The 6,200-nt window shown below is 55.2% G+C and carries 5 protein-coding genes; 3 read left to right on the top strand and 2 right to left on the bottom strand.

What is annotated here, in order from left to right:
• Positions 1-93: 93 nt before the first annotated feature.
• Both DW112_RS09730 and DW112_RS09735 read right to left on the bottom strand, forming a co-directional pair.
• Positions 94-744 carry a LexA family transcriptional regulator gene (locus DW112_RS09730; RefSeq protein WP_118328860.1) on the bottom strand — a complete coding sequence of 217 codons (651 nt, stop codon included), beginning with the start codon at positions 742-744 and terminating at the stop codon, positions 94-96.
• Between the two features lies 1 nt (position 745).
• Positions 746-1,996: an arginine deiminase family protein gene (locus tag DW112_RS09735; RefSeq protein WP_158549404.1), complete on the bottom strand. Its 1,251-nt coding sequence runs from the start codon at positions 1,994-1,996 to the stop codon at positions 746-748.
• Between the two features lie 277 nt (positions 1,997-2,273).
• On the opposite strand from DW112_RS09735, the gene DW112_RS09740 reads away from it, so the two are divergent.
• From DW112_RS09740 to argF, 3 genes are all read left to right on the top strand, one after another.
• Entirely contained in the window at positions 2,274-3,710 is a 1,437-nt protein-coding gene (locus DW112_RS09740) for a YfcC family protein (RefSeq protein ID WP_199411584.1), read from the top strand.
• 42 nt (positions 3,711-3,752) lie between these two features.
• Entirely contained in the window at positions 3,753-4,997 is a 1,245-nt protein-coding gene (locus DW112_RS09745; RefSeq protein ID WP_117641075.1) for an arginine deiminase family protein, read from the top strand.
• An 86-nt stretch (positions 4,998-5,083) separates the two neighbouring features.
• Positions 5,084-6,091 carry an ornithine carbamoyltransferase gene (argF, locus tag DW112_RS09750; RefSeq protein ID WP_118328861.1) on the top strand — a complete coding sequence of 336 codons (1,008 nt, stop codon included), beginning with the start codon at positions 5,084-5,086 and terminating at the stop codon, positions 6,089-6,091.
• Positions 6,092-6,200: the final 109 nt, after the last annotated feature.

The following is a 6,200-nucleotide window of genomic DNA, read 5'->3' on the forward strand; positions in this document are numbered from 1 at the left end:
ACTAGCCTCTCTTCATGAGCCCCGCAGTCCGCTCCGGCTGCGGGGCTTTTGCTGTTTGAGATGTGTGCAGGGGGTAAACAAGAGCAAATTTGGTTAGATGCTCAGGTCATGGGATGCCTGAAACCAGACGATGACTCCGAGAATCCTGATTCGGCGTTTGTCCAGCACAATATCCGGTTCCGACGTGCGATATGAGTAAGATGACAGCATCACGGTGTTCGTGCCGGTGCTATATCGCCGTATGACCATTCTGGAATTATCGGCCAAGGCGAGGACGGAGCATCCGTTCCAGGGTTTCAGGTTGGGGTCCACTAGGAGAAGGGATCCTATCGGATAGCATTTGGACATGGCAGATGTGTCCATTTGAACAAAGAAGCACCCGCGATGGTTTTTGAATACGGATGAGGGGAGCGCCGTTGTTCCGGTCTGCTTGAGTCCCGTTCTGCCTCCATTCATCTGAATTTTAAATACATCACAAAGGGAGTCAGTAGTAGTTTCCTTGGATTCCCCCTTCCGCCCCTCGTGGTCGAGCTTTGCGGCAAGCCCTGCGGTTTCCGATGCGAGGTCGTCAAACTGCAGATTGAATTTCGAAACGATCTTGAGCAGTGTCGACCGGCGGATGGCATAGCGGTCCTTTTCCCAACGGCATACCGTTTCTTTGGAGACGCCGACAGGTGCCGCGAACTCCTCCTGCGTGAGCTGGTCGCGCTTGCGAAGCGCCTTTATGTTTTGACCCGTTCCCATGTTATGAAGCGCGGACGAGGGGAAGGCAGAGGCAGTTGGGGCCGCCAAAGCCGTTTGTCAGCTCAAAGATAGAGATGGGAACAAGTTCAATACCGGCCTGCTCCAGTGCCTTGTTAGTCTCGGTGTTCTCTTCGTATACGCAGACCTTGCCGGGCTCCAGGCAAAGGGTGCTTATGGCATTGTTGGTTCTTTCGACCTCTGCCGCTCCGGGATTTGAGCCGCCGCAAGGGATAAATTGCGGTGAACTTAAACCCAGGGCTAATCCCAGCGCTTCTTTTAGTCCGCCTTCGACATGACGCGCCCGGGTTGTCCTTTCCGATCTGCCTCGTGTAATGCAGTAGACTCGCGCTTGGTCCAGGAGCTCCCGGTCAATGAGGAATGTCTCATAGTTAACACGAGCAAAGTATGTGTCGAGATGAATGCAGAGATCATCGTAGGGAACCTCAATGGCCCATACGGACTCAATAGTCGAGTTCTCGTCCCAGAGCAAGTTATTCGCTAGGGTGTCTATAGCTGCTGGCTCGGTTCGTTGAGAGATGCCAACGGCTACATTTTCGCTGTTGAGGTTGTGAAGGTCGCCGCCTTCAATGTGGTAAGTCGATTCATGCTTGAAGAACTGAGGAGTCTCGCGGAAATCCGGATGATAGTTAAAAATCGTTTTATAGGCGATAACCTCACGGTTGCGCTCTGGCCAGTACATATGGTTGAGCGTGACACCTTCGCCGATGACGCTTGCTGGATCGCGCGTGAACCACATGGTGTTAAGGGGGGCTATGAGAAGGTCGTCGGGTGAGTATGCGTCTCCCGTCAGCTTTGAGAGGCTGAACACCTCCTTGTTCGTGTCGAAGACCTGGGAGTAGCGAACGCCGTTGACGGCTGCCTGGACCAGGTCGCGGGAACCTTCGATATGCTCAAGATACTCGCGAATGGCAGACTCGAGCTCAATGCCCCGCGCGCCGCATTCTGAAATGTAGCTATCGATAAAAGAGCGACGCGCTTGCTCTGTCGCATCAAGGGCTTCGGTAAGAAGGTTTTCAAGATAGAGAATCTCTACCCCTTCGTGCTCGAGCATCGCCGAGTAAGCATGATGCTCCCTAAGGGCTTTATCAAGATCGAATGAGCTGCTAGACGGACGCAACGTAAAGACCCGATTGAACTGCCCGTCGGGGTAGTTGCGCGTTTCGGGGCCGGGGCAGTGCAGGAGGGCCTTTTTTAGCTTTCCTATTTCGTTTTGAACATGTAGTGCGGACATAAGACCTCGCTTTGGCGATGAGTATTGATTGCTTCCATAGTGGCACATTACGAGTTCGATTCAATTTACATCATATCTGTCACAGGTGAATGGCACGAACCGGCTTAGTAATTGATGTTAAACATCAATCTAGAAAGCAAATTGAAAAATTACGTCAATCTAAAGTCCGTTTACGGGTCGATGCGCTTCGTTGGCGGGCGAAGAGACGGAAGGGTGTTTTGCGCGATGACACAATGGCTTTGCCGGCAACGAAAAACCCCTGAATTAAGGAGGAGAGATGGCAGAGACAGAAAAGAAGCGCACTCTTCGAGTCCCGCACGTGTACACCATCATTCTCGTCTTGATGGCCGTATTTGCCGTTCTGACCTGGGTCGTGCCTTCGGGTTCGTTTGAGCGCCAGGAGGTTAACGGTCGCGAGGTAACGGTCTCGGGCACCTATGAGCCTGTCGATAAGGTCTATACGGACGAGGACGGCAACGAGGTCGATCTTCGCCAAGGCATCTTCGAAGTACTTGAGGCCCCTGCGATCGGCATCCAGCAAGCGGTCGAGGTCGTTGCATTCATTATGATCGTGGGAGGTTCCTTCCAGGTCATCACGGCGACCGGAGCCATCACGAGCGGCGTCGCCCGAGTGGTGAAGAAGTTCAAGAGCAAGGACGTCCTCATCATTCCGATCCTAATGGCGCTTTTTGCCTTGGGCGGCAGCACCTTTGGTATGGCAGAGGAGACGCTTCCGTTCTTTGCGATTCTTATGCCGATCATGATGGCCATGGGCTTCGACTCAATTACAGCGTTCATGACGGTGTTTGTGGGTGCCCGTATCGGATACATCGCATCTACCGTTAACCCGTTCAACGTCCTGATTTCCCAGGGCATCCTCGGTATCCAGGGCAACCCCCAGCTTTGGTTGCGTACTATCGCCCTTGTCGTGCTCACGGCAGTTGCCATCGCATGGGTTGTGATGTATGCCCTCAAGGTTAAGAAGAATCCCGAGGCATCCCCAGCTTTCCACGATGATATCGAGAAGCGCAAAGAGTTTGGCGCGGACGAGAATCTCCTCGATAGCGAGTTCACCGCTAGGCAAAAAGCCGTCATGGTTATTTTCGTGCTTGGACTTGGCGCTATCATTTGGGGTCTGGTAACCCAGGGCTGGTACATGAACGAGATCTCTGCGATTTTCTTGGCCATGGCTCTTCTTTCGGGTGTTGTTTCCGGGATGAATGAGAAGGAGATCGCTGGCGAGTTCGTTAAGGGAATTGCAGACTTCGCGTTCTCTGCCATCGTTGTTGGCCTCGCCCGCGGAATCCTCGTAATCGCCAATGACGGCCTCATCATCGATACGATTCTCAACACGCTCGCCACGGCTCTCTCTGGAGTTCCGGCAGTTATCTTTACGAGCATTCTCTACGTCGTGGATAACCTTCTGTCGATCCTCGTTCCGAGCTCCTCGGGCATCGCTGCTCTTACGATTCCCATTTTCGGTCCGCTTGTTGAGCTGATGGGCTTAAACCCCGAGGCTGCAGTTACCGGCCTTTCCATGGGCAGTGCTGCCATGTCTCTCATTTCGCCGACAAGCGCGATGCTCGTTGCCGGTCTTGGCGTCTGTAAGATTCCGCTTGGCCAGTGGTGGAAGGTCGCTTGGAAATTCTTCCTGGTCGTAAGCGTTATCTGCATGGCATTCACTGCGGTTTCGGGTCTTATCCCCCTGCCGTAAATGCAAAACCCCACATACAAGTTGTGAGAAAGAAGGATAGAGATGAACAAAGGACTGAACGTTCATAGCGAGATTGGCGCCCTCAAGAAGGTGTGCGTCCATCGCCCCGGTATGGATCTTGTAAACATGAAGGCGGAGGATTTCGACCGCGTTTGGATTCACGACGCGTTCTATCTGGACTATGCCCAGAAAGAGCACGATCAGTTTACCGACCTTCTTCGCGGCGCTGGCGCCGAGGTCGTCTATATGGAAGAGCTGCTCGCTGAGACGTTTGACAAAGTCGAGGGCACTCGCGCAGAGTTCATGACGAAGTTCATGGGGGAGTCCGGCATCTCCAACGCGGCCCTTCGCCAGGCCGTTGTCGAGAAGCTCGATTCCATCAAGGACAACAAGGAATTTGTCCTCACGGCTATGGGCGGACTGTATGTGCGCGACCTCGAGATCCCGCATGTCGGCGGCTCTCTTGCCAGCTTGGACGGCGATGAGCTGAAGGGCGACGACATGGTCCTCTTCCCCATGCCCGCCTCGTATTTCTCCCGTGATCCCCTGGCTGTCGTGGGCAAGGGCGCTACCATGAACCGCATGTACTGGAATCAGCGCAATCGCGAGGTAATCTTCTACGAAACGGTGCTCCGCAACCATCCCGATTACGCCGGTAGCCCCATCTGGTACGACCACAATAGCGAGTGGCATATCGAGGGCGGCGATATTCTCAACATCAACGCCAAGACGCTCGCCATCGGTATTTCCGAGCGTACCCAGACTGCGGCCATCGATGAGCTCGCCAAGAATATGTTCTGGGGTTCTGATGAGGCCGAAATCGAGAACATCTATGCCATCAAGATTCCGCACGGCTATGCCTACATGCATCTCGACACCGTTTGCACGCAGGTCGATCGCGATAAGTTCACGGTCTATCCCGGCATCTACCAGACGCTTCGTGCCTACCGCCTGACCAAGGGCGATTCGGAGGGGGAGGTGCATATCGAGGAGCTCGAGGGCACCCTGCAGCATATTCTCGAGCTTGCGACGGGTATGGACCACATCACCATGATTGAGTGCGGTGGTGGCGATCCGATCGAGGCTTCCCGTGAGCAGTGGAACGATGGTTCCAACACTCTTGCGGTCGCACCGGGCAAGGTCTGCGTGTATGAGCGCAACGTTGTCACCAACGATGCTCTTTACAAGGCCGGCGTCGAGCTGCTCGTCGCCCCCTCCGAGGAGCTTTCTCGCGGTCGCGGCGGCCCGCGCTGCATGACCATGCCGTTCTGGCGTGAGGAAATCTAGTCAGCGTTAGCGTATCTGGGCGGCGCGTGTGCGTCTGCGCCGCCCATCCCTCCTTGTGTGTTCCAACAACCGAAAGGACTCAAATCATGGCTCTTAATCTTTCTGGTCGAAGCGTTCTTACCCTGCTTGACTTTACGTCCGAGGAAATCGAGTACATGCTCGACCTCTCAAAGAACTTCAAGGATATGAAGCGCGCCGGTTATCCGCACCGCTTTCTCGAGGGCAAGAACATTGTCCTGCTGTTTGAGAAGACCTCAACGCGCACGCGCTGTGCCTTCGAGGTCGGCGGTATGGACCTGGGTATGGGTGTGACCTACCTCGACCCCGGCTCGTCGCAGATGGGCAAGAAAGAGTCCATCGAGGATACCGCCCGCGTGCTCGGTCGCATGTATGACGGTATTGAGTATCGCGGCTCCGACCAGTCGATCGTCGAGGAGCTTGCCGCCAAGGCTGGCGTTCCCGTCTGGAACGGTCTGACCAACGAGTACCATCCCACCCAGGCCCTTGCCGACATTCTTACCATGCGTGAGGAGTTTGGCGACACGCGCGGCATGAAGCTCACCTATATGGGCAAGGAGCAGGGCAACGTCAGCGACTCCCTGATGGTTATCTGCGCCAAGCTCGGCATTAACTTCTGCTCCTGCGGACCCAAGGGCGATGTCGAGGGCGCCACGCACTTCGATCCCGAGCTTCTTGAGAGCTGCCAGGAGATCGCCGCTCAGAATGGCTGCACGATCCAGCTCACTGAGGATATCGACGAGGGCGTCAAGGATGCAGACGTGATCTATACGGACGTTTGGGTCGGTATGGGCCAGGCTGAGGAGCTGTGGAAGAGCCGAATCGATCTTCTCTCTCCCTATCGAGTAACGCCCGAGGTCATGGCCAAGGCAAACCCCGGCGCCATCTTTATGCACTGCCTGCCGAGCTTCCACGATACGCAGACCACCATCGGCGCCGAGATTGCCGAGAAGTTCGGCGTGACCGAGATGGAGGTTTCCGACGAGGTCTTTGAGAGCGCGCAGTCTCGTGTGTTCCAGGAGGCCGAGAACCGCATGCATACCATTAAGGCCATGATGTACGCGACGCTTCGCTAGTAGCTGGGAAGTGAACGAATACTATGAGTAAACCGTACGGTAAGCCCGACCGCATCGTCGTCGCCCTCGGCGGCAACGCCCTCGGCAACAACCCCGTCGAGCAGATCCA

The sequence above is a fragment of the Collinsella sp. AM09-41 genome, from assembly GCF_003473245.1.
In the GTDB taxonomy this organism is placed as follows: domain Bacteria; phylum Actinomycetota; class Coriobacteriia; order Coriobacteriales; family Coriobacteriaceae; genus Collinsella.